At 68.9% G+C, this 17,861-nt stretch carries 18 protein-coding genes and 1 pseudogene; 8 read left to right on the top strand and 11 right to left on the bottom strand.

What is annotated here, in order from left to right; all coding sequences use genetic code 11:
• Window positions 1-689 precede the first annotated feature (689 nt).
• Window positions 690-1,160 (bottom strand): CPBP family intramembrane glutamic endopeptidase, encoded by a 471-nt coding sequence (locus tag OG587_RS30435; protein ID WP_329081187.1) that lies wholly within the window; start codon window positions 1,158-1,160, stop codon window positions 690-692.
• Complete coding sequence (locus OG587_RS30430; RefSeq protein ID WP_329081185.1) at window positions 1,139-1,558, bottom strand: hypothetical protein; 420 nt, start codon at window positions 1,556-1,558, stop codon at window positions 1,139-1,141. Before OG587_RS30430 ends, OG587_RS30435 begins: the two co-directional genes overlap by 22 nt.
• A gap of 112 nt (window positions 1,559-1,670) precedes the next feature.
• Here OG587_RS30430 and OG587_RS30425 point away from each other — a divergent pair, with 112 nt between their 5' ends.
• A complete protein-coding gene (locus OG587_RS30425; protein WP_329081183.1) occupies window positions 1,671-2,915 on the top strand; it encodes a sensor histidine kinase in 1,245 nt (414 codons plus the stop codon).
• Window positions 2,903-3,547, top strand: a complete 645-nt coding sequence (locus OG587_RS30420; protein WP_329081181.1) for a response regulator transcription factor — start codon at window positions 2,903-2,905, stop codon at window positions 3,545-3,547. Before OG587_RS30425 ends, OG587_RS30420 begins: the two co-directional genes overlap by 13 nt.
• 291 nt (window positions 3,548-3,838) lie before the next feature.
• Here OG587_RS30420 and OG587_RS30415 read toward each other — a convergent pair.
• Window positions 3,839-3,925 (bottom strand): annotated as a pseudogene (locus OG587_RS30415) (hypothetical protein); the annotation flags it as partial.
• Between the two features lie 126 nt (window positions 3,926-4,051).
• On the opposite strand from OG587_RS30415, the gene OG587_RS30410 reads away from it, so the two are divergent.
• Window positions 4,052-4,612, top strand: coding sequence for a hypothetical protein (locus tag OG587_RS30410; RefSeq protein WP_329081180.1), 561 nt, complete (start codon window positions 4,052-4,054; stop codon window positions 4,610-4,612).
• Here the strand turns inward: OG587_RS30410 and OG587_RS30405 are convergent.
• Window positions 4,549-4,791, bottom strand: a complete 243-nt coding sequence (locus OG587_RS30405; RefSeq protein WP_329081178.1) for a hypothetical protein — start codon at window positions 4,789-4,791, stop codon at window positions 4,549-4,551. The two genes, OG587_RS30410 and OG587_RS30405, sit on opposite strands and share 64 nt — an antisense overlap.
• Before the next feature lie 197 nt (window positions 4,792-4,988).
• Between OG587_RS30405 and OG587_RS30400 the strand changes: the two genes are divergently transcribed.
• A complete protein-coding gene (locus OG587_RS30400) occupies window positions 4,989-5,306 on the top strand; it encodes a hypothetical protein (RefSeq protein WP_329081177.1) in 318 nt (105 codons plus the stop codon).
• Between the two features lie 297 nt (window positions 5,307-5,603).
• Here OG587_RS30400 and OG587_RS30395 read toward each other — a convergent pair whose 3' ends face one another.
• Window positions 5,604-7,715 carry a TerD family protein gene (locus OG587_RS30395; protein WP_329081176.1) on the bottom strand — a complete coding sequence of 704 codons (2,112 nt, stop codon included), beginning with the start codon at window positions 7,713-7,715 and terminating at the stop codon, window positions 5,604-5,606.
• A gap of 367 nt (window positions 7,716-8,082) precedes the next feature.
• Here OG587_RS30395 and OG587_RS30390 point away from each other — a divergent pair, with 367 nt between their 5' ends.
• Window positions 8,083-9,426: a hypothetical protein gene (locus OG587_RS30390; RefSeq protein WP_329081174.1), complete on the top strand. Its 1,344-nt coding sequence runs from the start codon at window positions 8,083-8,085 to the stop codon at window positions 9,424-9,426.
• Between the two features lie 2 nt (window positions 9,427-9,428).
• On the opposite strand, the gene OG587_RS30385 is transcribed toward OG587_RS30390, so the two are convergent.
• The 3 genes from OG587_RS30385 to OG587_RS30375 all read right to left on the bottom strand — a co-directional run bounded on the left by OG587_RS30385 (window position 9,429) and on the right by OG587_RS30375 (window position 12,542).
• Window positions 9,429-9,869, bottom strand: a complete 441-nt coding sequence (locus OG587_RS30385; protein WP_329081173.1) for a hypothetical protein — start codon at window positions 9,867-9,869, stop codon at window positions 9,429-9,431.
• A gap of 99 nt (window positions 9,870-9,968) precedes the next feature.
• Window positions 9,969-11,180 carry an IS110 family transposase gene (locus tag OG587_RS30380; RefSeq protein WP_329081171.1) on the bottom strand — a complete coding sequence of 404 codons (1,212 nt, stop codon included), beginning with the start codon at window positions 11,178-11,180 and terminating at the stop codon, window positions 9,969-9,971.
• A 441-nt stretch (window positions 11,181-11,621) separates the two neighbouring features.
• Window positions 11,622-12,542: an SDR family NAD(P)-dependent oxidoreductase gene (locus OG587_RS30375; protein ID WP_329081168.1), complete on the bottom strand. Its 921-nt coding sequence runs from the start codon at window positions 12,540-12,542 to the stop codon at window positions 11,622-11,624.
• A gap of 223 nt (window positions 12,543-12,765) precedes the next feature.
• Here OG587_RS30375 and OG587_RS30370 point away from each other — a divergent pair, with 223 nt between their 5' ends.
• Entirely contained in the window at window positions 12,766-13,653 is an 888-nt protein-coding gene (locus tag OG587_RS30370) for a helix-turn-helix transcriptional regulator (RefSeq protein ID WP_329081166.1), read from the top strand.
• A gap of 63 nt (window positions 13,654-13,716) precedes the next feature.
• Window positions 13,717-13,962, top strand: coding sequence for a hypothetical protein (locus OG587_RS30365; RefSeq protein WP_329081164.1), 246 nt, complete (start codon window positions 13,717-13,719; stop codon window positions 13,960-13,962).
• 227 nt (window positions 13,963-14,189) lie between these two features.
• Here the strand turns inward: OG587_RS30365 and OG587_RS30360 are convergent, their stop codons facing one another.
• The 3 genes from OG587_RS30360 to OG587_RS30350 are packed head-to-tail and all read right to left on the bottom strand — an operon-like array spanning window position 14,190 to window position 16,525.
• Window positions 14,190-15,161, bottom strand: coding sequence for an ABC transporter permease (locus OG587_RS30360; RefSeq protein ID WP_329081162.1), 972 nt, complete (start codon window positions 15,159-15,161; stop codon window positions 14,190-14,192).
• 6 nt (window positions 15,162-15,167) lie between these two features.
• The gene (locus tag OG587_RS30355) at window positions 15,168-16,136 is read right to left on the bottom strand and encodes an ABC transporter ATP-binding protein (RefSeq protein ID WP_329081160.1); all 969 of its coding nucleotides are present in this window, start codon (window positions 16,134-16,136) and stop codon (window positions 15,168-15,170) included.
• The gene (locus tag OG587_RS30350) at window positions 16,133-16,525 is read right to left on the bottom strand and encodes a GntR family transcriptional regulator (RefSeq protein ID WP_329081158.1); all 393 of its coding nucleotides are present in this window, start codon (window positions 16,523-16,525) and stop codon (window positions 16,133-16,135) included. The genes OG587_RS30355 and OG587_RS30350 overlap by 4 nt, the downstream gene beginning before the upstream one ends.
• A 312-nt stretch (window positions 16,526-16,837) precedes the next feature.
• On the opposite strand from OG587_RS30350, the gene OG587_RS30345 reads away from it, so the two are divergent.
• Window positions 16,838-17,794 carry a recombinase family protein gene (locus tag OG587_RS30345; protein ID WP_329081156.1) on the top strand — a complete coding sequence of 319 codons (957 nt, stop codon included), beginning with the start codon at window positions 16,838-16,840 and terminating at the stop codon, window positions 17,792-17,794.
• The last annotated feature ends 67 nt before the right edge of the window (window positions 17,795-17,861 follow it).

The raw sequence follows: 17,861 nt of genomic DNA, 5'->3' as shown, positions 1-17,861 counted from the left end.
TCTTCCACTCCAGGGAAGGACGGCCTTCTGTTTGTAGTTGATGCGTCTTTAGTCCATTGTAAATGATCTTGAACTTTGGGCCAGCGCCTTTACAATGTAGATTTATTCATGTTGCACAGCGACGCCTGTCCCGCAGGCGCAGGTTCTGAGCTGCCACACGCTTGAGGTACGGGCGCAGCAGGTAGGCGCAGGTTCGTGCGTCGATGACCGAATCACGGGCGCGGGCCCGTGGGCCTCCACCAAACTCGGGGTACATCATCAAGAAGCTGGGCGGTCGCCCATCCCCCCGCTCGCCGAACCGTGCCTAGTGCTGCGTTCCTCATAGCAAGTAGACGAACTTGCGGCGCAGGGCTCGGGGCTGCGGGGGTGGTCGCCCCCAGATCCAGGGATGGGCGTGGGCGTTCGGCTGTGAGGGTGGCGCGTTTGACGCGCAGGGACCAGGTCTCGCCCGGCTTGCGGCCCTGGTCGGCGCCGCGTTCGTCGAGGGCGTGCATCCACTCGCCCACGACATCGAGGACGGCGCCGGTCCGGGTCTTCTTCGGCACGTCGTTCGAGCCGGTCGCGGCCGAGTACGAGGAACGACTCGCTACGTGGCGAAAGTGGCAGCCGCTCGCGCTGGCCGCGTTCCGATGATCCATCGCGTTCGACGGCCAGCGCCCTGAGCCGGTGGCGATGATCCTGCGGCACCCCTACACCGCGAGTTTCCTGAACTGTCCCGTCACGATGAGCACGGCGAGAACGGCGGCCATCACGACCCAGCCCGGCCAGCCGGAGAGCGATGCGTGGAAGGCGGCGTCGGCGACGCCCACCGGCTTTCCGAGGACCGTGGGAATCGCGGAGGCGATCAGGTTCGCCGCACCGTGAGCGACGACCGCCGGCCATATGCTCCCGGCGGTGAGGCGCAGCCAGCCCAACAGTGCGCCGAACAACACCGACGCGATGGTGAAGGCGAGGACGGCCAGGCCGCCCGGCATGCCGGGATAGTGGTACCCCTGCAGCGTGAAAGGGGCGTGGAACACTCCCCAGATCACCCCGCTGATCAGCAGACCGCGCCAGAGCCCGAGCGGGAGCAGTTTGGGCAGCAGGTAGCTCCACCCGAACTCCTCACCGAACGTCAGGAGCATCCCGAGCGGGAAGATCAGCAGCTGGGAGGCCAGCATGCTCGCCAGGCTCTCGAACGGCAGGGATTGTGGAAGGCGAAGCCGCCGGCGACGGAGCTGACACCCAGCGCGGCGAGCGCCAGGAGCGGCGCGAGGAGCAGGCCGACCGCGGTGTAGCCGGCCAGCCGCGACAGCGACCGCGACGGCAGGACGCCCGTCTCCCTCAGCAGGTCGCGTGGACGGCGCAGTTCTCCCGTCACCATCGCCGTGAGGAGCACTCCCAGCGTCGGCGTATACATCGCGATCATGAGGATGGGCGCGGCGGCGTCAGCGTGGACGTCACCGCCGCCGGACCGGACGGCGGCCCCGGCGGCCCAGATGGCGCCAAAGGTGATGGTGAGGAACAGCGTTACCTTGAACCATGGCACGGCGGGGCGGAGGAGCGTTTGTGTGGTCATGACCACGAACGGTAGGTATTACTCGGATCCGCAGACGATGGAGCGGGGTGCCCGGTTGGCACTACAGTCCGCTGTAGTGCCCCGCCTGCCGCGGTACAGCAGACTGGACGCCATGCGTGAGAGGTGGCGGAAGACGTGGCGAGGCAGCCGATATCTCCTGCTCGGCCTGCCGGCCGCGATGGCCACGATGCTGGTGCCACCGCTCCTTGCCGCCGCGGTGTTGTCGACCGGGCTCGGTGGCGTCGGGCTTGTCCTGTTCCCACGGGCGGTGGCCGGCCTGCGGCGGTGGGCCGAGTGGCATCGCCGTCGCGCCGCCGCGCTACTGGACAGGCAGGTGTCCCCCCGGCGCGGCATGGCGCCGGCCAAGGGGATTCGCGCGCGGTGGCGTCAGGTGCTCGACGACGGGGAGACCAGGCGTGACGTCCGCTGGGTGTTCCGGCACATCGTGACCGGCGTACCGGCGGGGCTGGCCGCGCTGGCCTGCGTCGGCACGGTGGTGTTCACCGCGTTCGCAACTCCGCTGTGGTGGCTGTTCCCCGCCGACGCGCCGCTGCGGCTGCTGGGCGTCTTCCCCGTAACCGGCTGGGGCGGCGCGCTGGCCCTGGGAGTCGTCCAGATCACGGGCTTCGCGGCCCTGGCGTACTGGGCAATGCCCAAGCTCGCGGCCTTCCACGCCGACAGCTGTCTGGCCGCGCTCGAACCCTCGGCGCGGGACCGGCTCACCGAGCGGGTCGGCGAGCTGACGCAGAGCCGCGCGGGCGTGCTCGACGCCCACAGCGCGGAGTTGCGCCGCATCGAGCGGGATCTGCATGACGGTACGCAGGCCAGGCTGGTCGCCATCGCCATGCGGCTGGGAGTGGCCAGGGAGTCGCTCACCGATGGGTCCGCCGACGTGGCCGACCTGCTGCGGGAGGCCCACGAAGGCACGGAGGAGGCCATGGCGGAACTCCGTGACGTGGTACGCACGATATATCCGCCGATCCTCGCCGACCGAGGACTCCAAGGAGCGCTGGCGGCGCTCGTCACGCGGTCAGGTGTGCCCGCCGAGATCGACCTCGGCGATCTCGGCGGACTGCCCGCGGCCGTGGAGGCGGCCGCCTACTTCGTCGTGGCCGAGACGCTCACCAACGCCGCCAAGCACAGCGGCGCCACCCGGCTGCAGGTGCGGATCACCCGCGATCGCGGACGGCTGCTGGTCGAGGTCACCGACAACGGCATCGGCGGCGTCGACGAGGGCCGTGGTACCGGCGTCAGCGGCATCCGTCGCCGGGTCGCCGCGCTCGACGGTGTCATGATCGTCGCCAGCCCGCCAGGAGGCCCGACCTCGGTATCCGTGGAGTTGCCGTGCGAGTCGTGATCGCCGAGGACAACGTCCTGCTCTCCGCGGGTCTCGAAGCCCTCCTGGGCACCAAGGGCATCGAGGTCTCCGCCGTCGTCACCGACCGTCCCGGCCTCGTCGACGCCGTGGATCGGCACCGGCCGGACGTGCTGATCGTCGACGTCAGGCTACCTCCGTCCTTCCGCGACGAGGGCATCAGAGCCGCCCTGGAGATCCGGCGCGCGCATCCCGGCATGCCGGTGCTCGTCCTGTCGCAGTACGTCGAAAATGTCTACGCGAGAGAACTCCTCTCCGACGGCCGAGGGGGCGTCGGCTACCTCCTCAAGGACCGGGTGAGCCGGGTCAGCGAGTTCGTCGACGGCCTGCGCCGGGTGGCCGACGGTGGCACCGTCATGGATCCCGAGGTCATCGCCCAGCTCCTGGCGGGCGGCGGCACGAGCGCCGTCGACAGGCTCACGAAGCGGGAACGCGAGGTCCTTACCCTGATGGCCCAGGGCCTCGGCAACAACGACATCGGCAAGCGGCTGTTCATCACGGACAACGCCGTTCACAAGCACATCGGCAACATCTTCACCAAACTCGGCCTGCCTCCCACCGACGGAGGCCACCGCCGGGTCCTCGCCGTACTCGCCTTCCTGGAAAGCATGTGAAGCCGCCTGCCCCGAGGTAGGGCATGAGGGGAACGGTTGAAGAGGCCGGTTCGGGGGCGGACGGTTGGGCGTCGGTGAGGCGGAGATGACGGGCCTTCGTGGGAGAGGGGCCCGAGGTGCGCTGGGGATTGTCGGCCGGTCGAGGTGTGTCGTCATCTGCGGCCTTTGTCGCGGGGCTGCTGGGTTCAGGTCGCGCGAAAGCATCCCGGTCAGCGGGGCACCGATCTGCTGGTGTGTGGCCGCATCCCAGATGCGCACCGTGTCGTCGCCCGCCGCGGAGGCCAGCCGGGTGCCGTCCGGGCTGAACGCCACCGAGGACACCGAGTCGGTGTGGCCGGTCAGGACGGCGCGTGCGAGTTGGCTGAGGAGTGCGGTCATAGTCGCCCGGGCCTCGCTGGTCTTGGCGATGGACCAGCCGGCACGGCGCTCCCCGCATCTGTTGGACGACCACACCGTTGAGCGGATCAAGCAGGTGTTCGGCGTGCGGCGCGATGACATGTGGCTGTGGGTCGAGACCGGCGAGCGCTGGCAGGCCCGGACCTGACTGCGGCCGAGGCCGCGAGGGTCGACCAGTACGTGGCGGCGGTGGAGGCGTTCGCGGCGAGCAACACGGTCATCCTGGAGCTGGCCGATGAGCTGGCCGTGGGCACGATCGAGGCGACGCTGGCCACGTCGGACCTGGAGCTGGGCATCGAGACATTGGCGGGGACGCTGACCCGGCAGGCAAACCCGTTCCCGGACGCGTCGCCGGTGCAGGTCCGCCACCCGCTCACGGCCGACAACACCGATGAGACGTCGTGGCCGTGGCTGCCGGGCCTGGTGGTGGGCATGATCGCCCCGGGCCAGTGGGACATCGTGGTGATCGATGACCGCTTGGTGGAAGGGTTGTACGCCGACGGGGTGCCGGTCTACCCGGTCTGCCGCCGCGCGGCCGAGGCGATCCGCCTGCGATGGCTCCCCCGTTCAGCCGTTCCCTCAGGGGCCTTGACGGGCCGTGCCCGTCAGATCGCGGTCTGCTGGTCGTGGTCGCGCAGCATGCGCAGGACGGTCGCGGCCGATGGGTGACGGCTCTTCTTCGCGCCGCTGGTGATGACGAGCCGGGCGGCGATGTCGCGCAGGTGGAGAGCCATGGACAGCATGTTCTCGTCGGTGACGGCGCCGCCGATCGCCTTGCCGCGGGCGCGGGCGAATTCGTGGTCTTCCAGGGTGCGGTAGCGGATGCATTCGCGTTCCATCTTGGACAAGGCCGCGAGCACAGTGAACACCACGCCGGCGGGGTCGTGGGAGCCCTGCAGGAGACGAACCGGCTGGGCAGCCCGTACGGCGCGCTGCCAGGCCGGGCAAGGTCCTTGAACCTCAGCTGGACCAGCAATCCGGCCGAGTAGGGCGACACCCCAGCCAAGCCCCGGCCAACCTCCTCGCCGCCCCACAGCCCCTTCCCGTGGCGCCTGCGCTCGAAATCGACATTGCTCTGCCGATTACACCCGCCGCGACAGTGCCCGCAGCGGTTGACGCGGATTCGGTGAGCACCACCAGCCTGATGCCCCGTGCCACCATGCGATGCCTTGTGCAATTCCAGGTGTTCCTGGTCGTGTTCGTCGAGCTGGGCTCGGTATTCCTCGAGCATGAGGACGCCGTAGACAAGGCCACCTTGTTCATCGGCGGGTCCGCGCTTCAAGCCGCCTGGATCTGCTCCATCGTGGTGGGCAAGGCGTTCGACAAGCTGTACCCACCACCTGAAGGAGAGGTAGGCGAATAGTCGGCGTCCCAGCGATCGAAAGCCCAGCTTCCTTCCCCCGCGGGGAAGAAGGGCGTGCGGATCCCGAGCTCAACGCTCAACCCACCCGACCGTGCGAGGGCCTTTCGATGCCCACGATTCCCTGAAGCAGGCGCGCACCCGCGGTGGCCCCTGGGCCTAGTTGGGCTTCGATCCAGGCAGGCAGAAAGCTTTCGAGTGGCCTTACGGCCGGAGCGCGAGGAAGGCGGGAAGGCTGGATATCTTTTCCAAAGAAAGGTGAGAAGGAAGCCCTCCCATGGCCTCGCGGTCTCCACGTTATCAGGCGGGGATCAGCTCGTGCAGCGTCCCGGGCGTATACACCCGCGCGCCCTCCGGCAGATCGGCCGGTGCCTGCAAACCGATGTAGGTGGTGTGCTCGCCCGGCGAGCCCTTGCGCCGCAGCAGGTCGGCCAGATAGCGGACGCGCAGGTGGTCACGTTCGACGATCGAGCGCACCAGGAGGGAGGCTGTGACGCGGTTGCCCTCCACCTGGTTGAACCCGGGGTGCCCCTTCAGATAGAGGTGCAGCCACTTCACCCGCCAGGCGCCATCGTCGCCGCGCAGGAAGACGAGCGGCAGGGCGACCCGCCCCGCGCCGCGCAGGTCGGACTTCATCCGCACGGTGCGCGGCTCGAACGGCATGCCCTCCTGCTCGGCGTCCCTGGTCATGTAGCCGAAGAACGCCTCGGCGGCCTCGTCGAACGCCTCACCGGCGTAGATGTTCACCTGCGGGATGATGATCGACCGCTTCGCCTGCGCGAGGCGGATGTCGATGAACTCGCTCGCGCCGTCGGCGGCGTCGACAAGGTCGCCGGAGTATTCTGCGAAGGCGTTGTGGTAGCTCGTCCACGAGATGTGCTGAGGATTGCCGTAGGAGGCGTCCAGCATCAGGGCCGACAGGTCGTAGTCGGTGCGCCGCTCAGCCTGTCGCCAGTGGACGAAGAATCGCAGCAGCTCCCCGTCCACCGCCGACAGCGAGCCGCGCGGCAACATGCCCAGCCCGGGCGCGACGGCCTTGCCCGACAAAGGCAGGGCGATGTCGAGCGCCTCGGGGGCGACGATCAGCGTGCCGGGGTCGGGAAGCCGCCGGGTGATCTCCTCGTCCAGGATGGCCACCGCCCGCGACACGACGTTCTCCTCAATTGGAGAGCGAGTATCGGCCGTCGTCCACGCCCTGCCGTGCCGGTTGGCGAAGACCCGTCCGGCCGCGGGGGTGAACCGGTTCTGCAGGTGCTCGCGCAACGACAGCAGAACCCGGCCCGAGGCGCCCGCCGCCGCCTTCTCGGCGGCCTCCAGCACCGCTGAGGCCGAAGTGCCGCTCCGCAGCAGGTGATCGAGACGGCGCAGCAGCGCGCCGGGCGTCTTCTCCAGCAGTTCGACCGCCTCGCCGGTGCGGCCGGCCGACAGCGCCGCCTCCACCCGGCTGTCGAGGCCGCGCGCCTGGCGTACGCCCCGGGCAACCTCGAAGACGTGCGCGGCGCGCGGGAACTGCGGATGCTCGCCGGGGTGGAGCCGTTCGCCGAGCCGCTTCCACCGCTCCCGGTGCTTTGAGACGTCGCCGAGCTTGGCCGGGGAGGCGACCGCGTCCAGGGCCCGCAGCAGAGCCCGGCGCTCGGATCGGGAGAACGAGCGGAACCTGGTGGGGGTGGCCAGCGTGACGTCACCGCCGGAACAGCCGCAGGCGAGCCGCAGCACATCGGTCACCGTGTCCACGAGCAGCGGCCGCCCCGCGGCCAGGCGCACCTCGTTGACGACGGCGCGGCTTTCACGCATCGGGATGCGTTCGGGCTCCTCGGCGCAGAACGCGGCCAGCGACCGTAGCGCCACCAGGTCCTCGGCCGACAGCGGCACTTCCGAGCCCGCCAGCGAGAAGTACAGCTCACGCGCCTCCGCCTCCAGGCTCGCGCCCAGCTCCAGCACGGTCACCCGGTCACCGGCCAGCGGAATCAGCTCGGCATGTGCGGCCAACAGGTCGGCGTAGGTGTGCTGGTAGCGGCCGTAACCGGGCAGCGCGAGCAGATTGAGCGTGGCCGGCTGGACGGAGGCGGCGGCGACCGGGTCGAGCATGGCCTGGCGCAGCAGCCCAACCCAGAACTCCACATTATCGGGGACGTTCTTCGGAAATTCGACGAAATACACGTTGTGCTGGATGTGATCACCAACGAGGTGGCGGACGGCCGCCAAGACCCGCACGCCGAGATCGACCACCGTCTCCCCCGGCAGTCCCGCCAAGCGTTCAAGCAAAGCCGCCGAACACTTAAAGCCAACGCTCAGCAGCGCAGCGTCAAGTTGGCGGGCGGCCACCTCTCCCCAGCCCGAGGTAGGGGCCGCGGGGGCGTCGATGGGGACTCGAAGCCGCCTGGCGATGACGAGGCTTTCCAGAGTGTCCACAGGTGCACCTTATCGGCGAGACGCGTCCGTGCTCTGCGGGTTTTCCGTGCTTGCGTGATCAAGCATCCGGACCTCTGGAATATTCTTGGGTGTTTGAACTGAAAGCCACCTTCACGCCCCGCAGGCGTTCCCCGGCCGCGCCAGAAACCGCCTGCCCGTCGTCGGCGCAATCACGGGCGTGTTCTCCCATCAGGTCGACCTGGTGGGCTGAGCACGTATACAGGAAGGCCACTGCCCAGTGTTCGGATTGGTCGGCGCAGCCGACCGCCTGGGCCGGGCCCATCTCGCAGGCCGCTTGTCTGGAAGATCATCGGAGCCTAGCTTGAGCGGAGACCCATCGCCCCTCCCCCAAGCTTTGGAGCGCTCCATGCTGTCCTCCTTACTCAGTGTGGTGGTCTTGCTCTTCCAGGCCACCACCATCGCCTCCGAACCACCCGACCCGGTCGCCATCCAGGTCGACGGCACGAGCGCCGTGGCGACGCTCACCGAGTCCGGCGCCCCGGCCAGACTCAGCTTCGAGGTCACCGAAGGCCAGCAGATCGAGATCGGCTTCACCACCAACAGCCTGACGGACCGCGCCCAGGTGACTGTCCTCGATCCAGCAGGACGGGACGCCACGAACAGCGGCGGCAGCGGCCTCTACCTGCCTGCCGGCTACGACCGAGACCTCACCCTGAAGACCCCCCTCATCGTCGGGACCTACCAGATGGAGATCCGCCCCATCGGGACCACCACCGGCTCGGTCACCGTTACGGCGTCCACACCACTGGAACTGGGTGCACTCACCACGACCGGCGAACTTCCCTTCACTGCCACCAGACCCGGCCAGAGCGCCATCGCCACGTTCACCGGCACCGCAGGCGACACCGTCTCGCTCGCCCTCAGCGACAACACCTTCCCCGAGACGACAAACATCAAAGTCCTCACTCCCAGCAACACGATCATCGTCAACCACCCGGTCGGCGCCGGGAGCACCGACGGCGCCGACATCTTCAAACTCCCCCAGACGGGCACATACCAGGTCGTCTTCGACCCCAAGCAGGGAGCCGGCGGCTCGGCCACCGCGACCCTGTCCGTGCCGGTCACCGGAACCCTCGCGTCCACCGGCCCTGGGGAAACGGTCACCGTCGCGCGCACCGGGCAGATCGCCGACTTCACCTTCCCCGTCTCCGGACACTTCTCCCTCGGCGTGACCGACAACACGTTCACCACTCCCGTGCGCATCATGCTTTTTGCGGGAGCCGACCTCGGCATCACGGCCCCCGTTGACATCGCCGCCGGCCAAAGCGCCGAGCTCGACACGATGTCTCCGTCCGCATCGGCGTACCGCGTCATAGTGGACCCGCAACGCGCGGGCACCGGCTCGCTGACCCTCACCCTGTCCCACGTCAGCGACGCCGGCACGATCACGACCACCGGCGACAGCGCCACCCTCGCCATCGACCGCCCGGGCCAAGACAGCGTGTACACCTTCACTGCTACGGCGGGCGAGAGCGTCCGCGTCCCCATCTCCGGCGTGACCTCCTTCCCCGAACGTGCGTTGAAGGTCCGCGTCCTCAGGCCCGACGGCGGCGTTCTCGCCAATCAAGTAGTGACCTACGACACCTCCTACGGCCTCCGTTCGCTACCGATGACCGGTACATACACGGTCATGGCCGATCCGACCCGGGCCGGCACCGGAGAGACGACTGTGGGCATCCAGCCGAGATAGCCCTACCAGCGACCGGCGGCGGACTCTTCACGCACGCGGAATCGGCCGGGCCGGCTGCTCACCGACGGCCGGCTACGCGTGCCGAACCGGTTGGGCACGGCGGTGGTGTGGCCGACGCGCTGGTAATGAGCCTTGACCCAGCCGCCCCGGGGGAGCTGCCCGTACTGCACGGGCTCCCAGATGGGCTCACGCCGGGTGGTCCAGGGGCGGGCGATGCTCGGGTGCTGCGGGTACGGTGTGCGGCGAATCTCTTCGGCCGCGAGGTGCCTCAGCACGTCCCACGCGTAGGCGCCTTCGATCTGCCACACCCGGTGCTGAGGGTCGCGCACCTCGTTTGAGCCCTGCACCGGCTTGTACCTCAGATCCATGGCCGTGCGGGCCGCCTTCTGCAGGGTCTCCCCCAAGAGGACCGGGGCCTTCCCCTCACGGGTCAAGGTGATCATGTTGATCCCCTCCGTGAGAAATTTTCTTCTTTCACCTATTACTGATTCTCAATGGGTTGAGCCAAAGAGGTCTTGGTGTTTTTCGAGCGGTATGTCCTGTTATGCGGCCTGTGTGGTCATGACCATTCGATTCTGGGCTGAGCGCGTTGGGTCGTAGCAACGTCCGTCGCGGATAAGAGCCCAGAGGACATTAACGCGGCGCCTGCCCAAAGCGATAACGGCCTGAATGTGTCCCTTCCCCTCGGCGCGCTTGCGATCATAGAAGCGGCGGGATTCTGGATCGCTTCGAATGCTGAGTAGCGCCGACATATAGAACACCCTGTTGAGGGGGCGGCTATAGCGGTGGGGCCGGTGCATATTGCCGCTGATGCGCCCGGAGTCGCGCGGGACGGGAGACATGCCGGCGTGGGCCGCCAGGTGGCCCGCGTGGGCGAAGTCGCGCAGGTTCCCGCCGATGGCGGCGAGGAACTCCGCGCCGAGGATGGGGCCCACGCCGGGCAGGCTCTGGACGATCTCGGCCAGCTCGTGCTGGTGGAACCGCTCCTCGATCATCTGCACGACGGCGTCGATTCGCTCCTCCAGGGCGATCAGGTCCTGCGCGAGCTGGGCGACCAGCTGCGACGCCATCCGCTCGCCGGGCAGCGCGACGGTCTGCGCCTTGGCTGCCTCGACAGCCGTGGCGGCCAGCACATTGAAGCGCCGAACGCCGCGCGCCTTCAGCCAGGCGGCCAGCCGGGCGACGCCCAGGCGGCGAACCTCGGCGGGCCGCTGGTAACCGACAAGCAGCACCAAGGGGCCGTGGTTGGTCAGGTCCAGCGTGCGCTCCAAGGCTGGCCATAGCTCCAGCAGGATCTCGCGCAGCCGGTTGATCATTCTGGTGCGGTCGGCGACGAGGTCAAGGCGGCGGGCGACCAGCAGCCGCAGCTCGACGACGTCCTCCTCGTGGGGCCGGATGACCGTCAGGCCGCGGCGCATGCGGGCTTGGTCGGCGATGATCGCGGCGTCGCGGGCGTCGGTCTTGGCGGCGCCCCGGTAGCCGCCGGCGGCTCGGTTGACCATGGTGCTGGAGATGTAGAGGACCTCCTGGTCCTGCGCGGCCAGCAGCGCGAGCACCAGGGCCGCGCCGCCCGTGCGGATGTCCACCGCCCAGGTGATCTTCTCGGCCAGGCCGAGGGCCTTGTCGAGCACGGCGAGGAGTTCCGGCTCGTCGTTGATCACCTTCTGTGACAGCAGCTGCTCTCCTTCGGAATCGATAACCACCACATGGTGGTGGCCTTTTCCGATGTCGATTCCTGCCCAGGCGTGCCGCACGCCGTCTCCTGTCGTCCTGAAGTTTTCGGGGGGTCGTGCAGGCAACCTCGCTGGCTCATCCCTATTTCAGCGATCTTTCGCATTTCTCAATTAGCAGTCGAGTCGCCGGTGGGCGCCGGGCGGCCAATCAGTAGAAGCCTCACATGCGGCTGATGGACGGAAGCCATACCCGGCACCCTGGAGTTTCCAGAGCCAGACGAAGGCTCGGGCAACTACCAAGAGTAAGTATAGAGTGACCCATAGGGATGGATGGCGGCGACTTGATCGGCTGGAGCCGGGCACCTTTTCAGCTTGGTCACCCGGTTGTATGGGGCCGCGATCGTGGCCGCGCCCGGCGGCGACGTTCTCGCCACCGCAGGGGGCGGCGCCGTCAAAGGGTGGGACGCGGACTCGTTGTCACCAATCGGCCTGCCTGTACTCGCCCACGTCGGCGTCACCGCGTCACGCGCCGAGCGCATCGAGGGAGACCCGCCAGAGCCGGTCGGCCGCGCCGGGGTCGAGGGCGTGGTCGGCGACGCCGCCGGAGGTCCCCGGCACGTGGCGCCGGGCCGGGGCGCAGTCTTCGAAGTAGCGGCCGCCCACGCCCTCCAGCAGCGGCGAGGCCGCGACCAGCACTGAGGTGGCCGCGCCCTGCTCGGGCGTCTTGAAGGTGTAACCGCCGCCGGCGATGGAGGCGTCGAGGTCCTCCTGATCCATGTGCCGGGTGAGGTTGGTGAGGATCGCCCCGGGGTGCACCGCGTTGACGGTGATGCCGTCAACGGCCCAGCGCCGGTTCGCCTCGACCGCGAACAGCGCGTTGGCCGTCTTGGACTGGGCGTAGGCGGCCTCGGGGTCATAGGCGCGCACCCGGAAGTGCAGGTCGTCGAAGTCCACCGGCTCGCGCAGGTGCGCGACCGAGCTGAGCGCCACGACGCGGGCCCGCCCGGCCGCCGCGAGTGCCCGGTGCAGTCCGGTGGCCAGCGCGAAGTGGCCGAGGTGGTTGGTGGCGAACTGCAACTCCCAGCCCTGCGGTGTGCGCAGCTCGGGGGTCATCATCACCCCGGCGTTGTTGACCAGGATGTGCAGGGGGCCGTCCCAGGCGGCGGTGAAGGCCGCGACGGACCTCTGGTCGGCGAGGTCGAGCGGCGCGACGCGGACCCGTCCGCCGATCTCCACGGCGACGCGCTCACCGGCCTGGAGATCGCGTACCGCCAGGGTAACCTCCGCGCCCGCGCCGGCGAGCGCGCGGGCGGTCTCGATCCCGATGCCGGACGCCCCGCCGGTGACGACGGCGCGGCGGCCGGTGAGGTCGACGCCGGATGCGACCTCGGCGGCGGTCGACTGGGCGGTGAACGGCGTGACGGGGAACGTTGGTTCGATCATGGGACTGCCTTTCTGTCGTGTCCCGGCCCAGGCGCCGGGAGGGGGGCACCGGCGGGCCCGCAACGGCCGCAGTCCTGGTGTCCCCTTTTCAACCAACCACCGGCGGCCCCTGGCCCCGGTACGGGGAAGGGGCCCCTTCCCACCCGGGGTCTGGCCGACCGGGGGTCCGGCGGTACCCCCCACGGGCGGCGGCGCACCATCACACCTCACTTAACCTGGGGATATGAGCGACCACTCTCCCTCCTCCGGAGGCAACGCCGAGCTGCGGGAGTTCCTGCGTTCGCGCCGGGCCCGGGTCGGCCCGCGGGAGGCGGGCTTGGCCCCGCAGCCGGGAGCTCGCCGGGTTCCGGGCCTGCGCCGAGAAGAGGTCGCCCTGCTCGCCGGGGTGAGCGTGGACTACTACATCCGCCTGGAGCGCGGCCGCGACGTCAACGTGTCCGAGGCGGTGCTGGAGGCTCTGGCCCGCGCGCTGCGCCTGGATGAGACGGAGCGTGAGCACCTGTTCACCGTGGCCAGGCCCGTCCGCGGGCGGAGCAGGCCGATGCCGCCGCAGCGGGTGCGGCCGGGCCTGTACCGGGTGCTGGAGACCCTCGGCGACGCCCCGGCCCTGATCCTCGGCCACCGTACGGACGTGCTGGCCGCCAACCGGATGGCCCGCGCCCTGTACACCGACTTCGACGCGCTGCCGCACCGGGAGCGCAACATGGCCCGCTTCATCTTCCTCGACGAGACCGCCCGTGCCCTGTACGCCGACTGGCAGGCCTCCGCCCGCGGCACCGTCGCGGCGCTGCACCTCTACGCCGGGCGCCACCCCCGTGACCCCCGCCTCGCCGAGCTGATCGGCGAGCTGTCCCTGCGGGACGGAGACTTTCGCCGCTGGTGGGCCGAGCACGACGTGCACCGCCGGACCTTCGGTACCAAGCGCTACCACCATCCCCTGGTCGGCGAGCTCACCCTGGACTACGAGGCCCTCACCCCCGACGGCGACCCCGACCAGACCCTCGCCGTCCACACCGCCGAACCCGGCTCCCCCTCCGAGCACGCCCTGCGCCTGCTGTCGAGCTGGACCGGTGAGTCGGCCCGGCCGGACGCCGTCCGGCTCGACACCTGAGATCGGCGCGGCCGGTGTGACGGCGGCCTCGGCACGGGCCCGCAACGCGTCCGGCACCCGGGTGTGTCGGCCAGGGCCGCCACGTTCAGCGTCAGGCCACCGCTGGCGATGGTCACGGTGAAGATGAAGGGGCAGCAGCCGCGCGCCACCGGGCGGCGCGTCGACGATGAGGTGCTGGCCCACATATCCCCGGCGCACAGCGAGAACATCAACTTCTTCGGGCCCATCGACGTCGACATCGAGGGCGAGCTGGCTCAGCTTGGCCCCACTGGCTACCGGCCGCTGCGGGTGCGCGACACCCTCTTCTGACCTGCCGAGTCGGCAAGGGCGCTGTCGTTCGGGCATCTGCTTAAGGAAGAGTCGAGCAGTTTGATCAGGACGGGCAAGTCCGCAGCGGGCCGACCTACGCCACGCAGAACTCGTTGTTCTCAGGGTCCTGCATGATCCACTGCTCGCCCTCCGCTGGACGCCTTACAGAAGGCGGTGACGGTCCTGCGCCAGGCCGTCCCGTCACCGTGATGAGGCGATAATTGGTTTCAGATGCGGGGCCGAAGGGTGCGCCGGACGGCGACGCCGCCCAATGTGAGAGCGGGGATGAGCAAGATTCCCGCTTCGGTCCATTGGAACTGCCAGAACCTGTTCGTGGGGTGAAATTCGGTGACCTGTCGATAGCCGTGGCTGAATGAGCACTTGGCGTACTTCTTGGTCGTCTCGTCTGTCCCACAGGGGCCGGCGAGCGCGAGCGCTCTCTCCTGAGAGGTGAACTTCACGCCGCTTCTGTCGATCCAGTAGCCGCTCACGTAAAGGGAGTCATTCGGTGTGGGATCGTCCATGACCTTGGCCTGTACGGCTCGCTCCGGTGTCGCGTAGAAGGACGGCGCCCTAAGGAGTCCGAAGAATGCCAACGCGCACACCGCCAGGGTCACCGCCATCGCCGGCATGGTTCGCCGGAACAGCGCGCCCGTGGCCATGCCGAGCACGAACGCGGACAGCCACCACGCCGCCGGCACGATGCCGACAAGGCGGAACCATCTCAAGTCGAAGCGGTCGACGTTGTAGGGCGGAACGTCGAAGGCGGCCAGCCACGGCTCCACGATGCCGCCCAGCGCCAGCCCGCCGAGCGTGACCGTGGCACCGAGCCCGACGATCTTGGTCGCCAGCCAGCGGCGTCGCGTCACCGACTGGGTCCAGGTCAGTTGGTGCGTGCCGTGCTCGAACTCCCGGGCCAGCAGCGGAGCGCCCCAGAAGGCGCCGATCATCGCCGGGGCCAGCAGCGGAAGCCATCCGAGGAGTTCACCCACCGGCCGTGTGCGCTCGTTCATCTCCACGAGGTAAGCGCCGCATGTGGGCGTGTCCGTCACGCAGTCGGTCGCCGGAGCGTTCTGGGCGGCAAAGTCGGCGGCGCCCAGAGCGCTGATGAGCAGAACCGCGCCGAGGACGGCCAGCAGCGCCGTGGTGAGGAGCACCTGCATGCGGTGCTGCCGCCAGGTAAGCCACAACACTTCCATGTCTCCTTAACGGTCAGAAATGGTCAGGGTCGGACGAGGCAGTGAGGTGGTGTCGGGGCGGCGCAGGTAGGCCAGCACCAGCTCCTCCAGGCTCACGCTGGACGTTCTCCATCGCGGGTCGTGCAATGGCGTTCCCGGGCCGGTGCGCACCAGCAGGTCGGCCTGCCGTTCGCTGCGGCTGTCGCTGATCACCGGCATCCGGGCCGCCACCCCGTCGGCCAGCTCGGCCGGACCGGACAGCATCCGATGGGTGGCGAGCAGCTCGTCGACCTCGCCGCTGATCTGGACCTGGCCGCGGTTGAGCACCACCAGCCAGTCGCAGGCGTTGGTCAGGTCGGCCACCACGTGGGAGGACAGCACGACGGTCATCTGCGTCTCGGCCACCGCCGCCATCAGGGAGCGCATGACATCGTGCCGGGCCACTGGGTCGAGGTTGGCCAGCGGCTCGTCCATGACCAGCAGATCCGGCCGCTTGGCCACGGCGATGGTCAGCGCGACCTGTGCCTGCTGACCTCCGGAAAGCTTGCCGACCTTGCGGTTCAACGGGATGTCCAGTTCCGCCAGCCGTTGCCGGGCCAGGGCGTCGTCCCACCCCGGATTGAGATGGTGTCCGAAGCGGAGCATCTCAGCGACGGTGAAGCCGTCGTAGAGGGGTTTGTCCTGGGCCAGGAACGCCACTCGCGCGAGGGCGGCCGCCCGCTGCCCGACCGGTTCGCCGAAGACACGCACGCTGCCCCGGGTGGGGGCGATCAGCCCGGCGACCAGGTGCAGGAACGTGGACTTGCCCGCGCCGTTCGGTCCGACGAGCGCGACCACCCGGCCGGCGGGGACGGACAGCGTGCAGTCGCGCAACGCCCACGTGCCCCGATACCGCTTGGCGAGCCTCATGGCCTCCAGAGCCGTCGGGCTCTGTGCGGGGGCGGTGAGCTCACCGGATCCGCCGCCGAACATCCCCACTGTCCGATCCGCCGTCATGCGATCCCCTCCTGGGGGGAGTCAGCGAGCACCGAGGCGAACAGCGCCTCCATATCCCCCTGGTCGAGCCCCGCTTCACGGCAGCCGCGCACCCACCGGGCGAGGTCGCGGCGGAACCGGGTGTGATCGGCCGTGGATCCGCCGCCCAGGGACCGCTGCACGAACGTGCCCAACCCGGGCCGACCGACGACGAGGCCCTCGTGTTCCAGTTCGCGGTAGGCCTTGGCCACTGTGTTCGGATTGATCGCGAGGTCGCTGACAACCTCTTTGATCGTCGGCAGCCGATCACCCGGCATGAGCGCGCCGAGCCGCAAGGCGTGTTTGACCTGATGCACCAGCTGCAGATATGTCGCCACACCAGAGCTTGGGTCGAGGCGAAGCTTGATCACCGCAATACCCTTTTCCTATTAGATTAGTAAAAGGGTATTAACGACCACGATCTTCGTCAACTCGGCCTCCTGACCTCTCGCGCGGGTCGTCGCCACTTCCCAAGAGCCCCAGATTCAGTCCGCACTGCCAGCCCACAAAGCAGCTCTGCGTGACAGTGGTGACGGTTCGCGGTTCGCAGAAACGATCCATTCTGAGATCAAGATCGACAAGGCGTTGGCAGGGAACGACGGAGGCCCGATTTCATCTCAGAACCCGTTCTCACGTGAACTGGGGCGGGGTGTTTTGCGAGATGTTTGTGAGACGATTCCAGGGTGAGTAAGCCGGAAATCACCGCCGTGTCCGACGCTGATGAGATCGAGCGGCACCCGTGCCCGCGCTGCCTGGTCGAGCCCGGCTCGCCGTGTCGGTCGCGCTCCGGCACCGTCGCCGGGACCTACCACACCGGGCGGTTCACCAAAGTCCCTCGGCTGGCGAAGCTGCTGCGCGTGTCGACCCCGACCGACCGCGGGCCGGGGCGGCTGTGGCGGCCAGGCACTCCGCCGCCGGCGCCGATCCCCGCCGACACCCCGGCCACGGACATCCGCGTCGCCTACGCCCGCTGCTCCCACCTCACCCAGGAACTTCAGTCCCAGCTGGACGCGCTGGCCGCACACGGTATCCCGCGCGAGAAGATCTTCGCCGAGAAGTTATCCACCCGCGTGCGGGTCCGCCCGAAGTTCGAAGCCGCCCTGGAGGCCTGCCGCGAGATCAAGGCGCACGCCCCGCACTGCCGAGTCATCCTCACCGTGTACGAGATGAAGCGGCTGGGCCGGGACTCGGCCGAGCTGACCGCGCTGGCCGACCACCTCACCGCGCACGGCATCGCCCTGGAGATGCTCGCCGGGCCGCTGACCGGGATCTACGACCCGTCCGGTACCGGGCGGGTGCTGTTCACGTTCTTTGCCGCGATGGCCGAGACCGAACGCGAGAACATCCGCGAGGCCACCCTGGAAGGCTTGAATGCCGCAGCCCGCAAGGGAAACCATGGCGGACGCCCGCCGGTGATCACCGACGACATGCTGCACACCGTGCTCCGCCGCCGCGCGAACGGCGAGTCGGTGGAGGACATCCGCCCGGACCTGATCATCCCCACCGGCAAGCGCAAGGGACAACACCCGAGCCTGGCGAGCATCTACCGGGCGCTGGCCGAGCATGAGAAGCGGCAGGCGTATCCCAAAGCCGTGGAGCAGGCCCACGCCGACTTCGCCATGCTCCAGGCGAGCACCTGATCGGCACGGCCAACCGGCCGCATCATCGCTGGCCAGCGATATCCGCCCGATTTTCGGCGGCAACTAC

It is taken from the genome of Streptosporangium sp. NBC_01469 (assembly GCF_036227305.1).
Taxonomy (GTDB): Bacteria; Actinomycetota; Actinomycetes; order Streptosporangiales; family Streptosporangiaceae; genus Streptosporangium.
The sequence above is the reverse complement of the archived record's forward strand: the minus strand, read 5'-3'. Positions and strand labels throughout refer to the sequence as shown.